Origin of the sequence: Melaminivora alkalimesophila (assembly GCF_000282995.1) — a bacterium.
GTDB classification, from domain to species: domain Bacteria; phylum Pseudomonadota; class Gammaproteobacteria; order Burkholderiales; family Burkholderiaceae_C; genus Melaminivora; species Melaminivora alkalimesophila.
Map to the genome: position 1 here is coordinate 1 of NZ_ALEE01000354.1, position 1,093 is coordinate 1,093.

Annotated in this window: 3 protein-coding genes; 2 read left to right on the forward strand and 1 reads right to left on the reverse strand. The window is 72.2% G+C overall.

Features of this window, described 5'->3' with window-relative positions; all coding sequences use genetic code 11:
- The coding region (locus tag A612_RS06560) for a cation transporter (protein WP_141630334.1) at positions 1-546 on the reverse strand (546 nt) is incomplete at its 3' end.
- A gap of 196 nt (positions 547-742) precedes the next feature.
- Here A612_RS06560 and A612_RS06565 point away from each other — a divergent pair.
- On the forward strand, positions 743-940 hold the full coding sequence (locus tag A612_RS06565) for a heavy-metal-associated domain-containing protein (protein ID WP_019373713.1): 198 nt from the start codon (positions 743-745) through the stop codon (positions 938-940).
- A 2-nt stretch (positions 941-942) separates the two neighbouring features.
- A partial coding sequence (locus A612_RS06570; RefSeq protein WP_019373714.1) for a MerR family DNA-binding transcriptional regulator occupies positions 943-1,093 on the forward strand: 151 nt, incomplete at its 3' end.

The following is a 1,093-nucleotide window of genomic DNA, read 5'->3' on the forward strand; positions in this document are numbered from 1 at the left end:
GGCCCACAGCCACAGCGACAGCCCATAGCCCGCGCTGGTGCCCAGCGCCACCAGCAGGTCCATGTTGCCCGTGAGCGCCCGGGCCGCGTGCCAGCCCGCCCGGTAGAAGCGCGCGCCCAGAAGGAACTGCACCGGGGTTGCCAGCAGGAACTGGATCCAGGCCGGCAGCATCCAGTCGCGCCCGAACAGGTCGCCGAACATCGGCAGCACCAGCGGCGCCGACAGCACCAGCCCCGCCGCCACCGGCGCAAAGCCCGTCCACGGCCCCTCGTCGGCCGCGGCCGCTTCCTGCGCCTGCTGGCTGCGCGGCTCGTAGCCCGCGTTGCGCACCGCACGGCTGGCGCGCGCCGCCATGTCGTCGGACTGGGTCGCGTCGTAGCGGATATGCGCGGACTCGGTCGCCAGGTTCACGGTCGCGTCCTGCACGCCCGGCACCTTGCGCAGCGCCCGCTCCACCCGCGCCACGCAGCTGGCGCAGGTCATGCCGCCCACGCCCAGGTCGAGCACCTCGGCAGCGGCGGCGGAAGGGTTGGAAGTTGCAGTCATGGCGCCACCTTAAACCTTGACAGCGTGGCAAAGTCAAGGCGCAGGCCCCGCCCAGTTGCAGGCGCCGGCCGGCATCGCCCGCTTGACTTTGCCACGGTGTCAGGCTTCATCATTGCCCCAAGGCCTGCAGACTGCGCCTTTCCTGTTTTTCCACCCTTCGGCCCCGCCCGGCCGAGCCGACCCAAGGAGCCAGACCATGCAACACCAATTCACCGTCAAGGGCATGACCTGCGGCCACTGCGAGCGCGCCGTGGTGCACGCCGTGCGCGAGGTCGACACCGACGCCATCGTGCGCGTGGACCTCGCCTCCGGCCAGGTCAGCGTGGACAGCGAGAAGTCGCGCGACGCCATCGCCAACGCCATCCGCGAGGAAGGCTACGAGGTCGCCGCCTGAGCATGGCGGCGACAGCGCGCGCACCGGCCCTGCGCTGGCCGGTGTCCATCGGCGTCGCCGCCGGGCGCGCGGGCGTGTCCGCGCGCATGGTGCGCCACTACGAAAGCCTGGGCCTGCTCGCCCCGGTGGCGCGCACCGACAGCGGCTACCGCC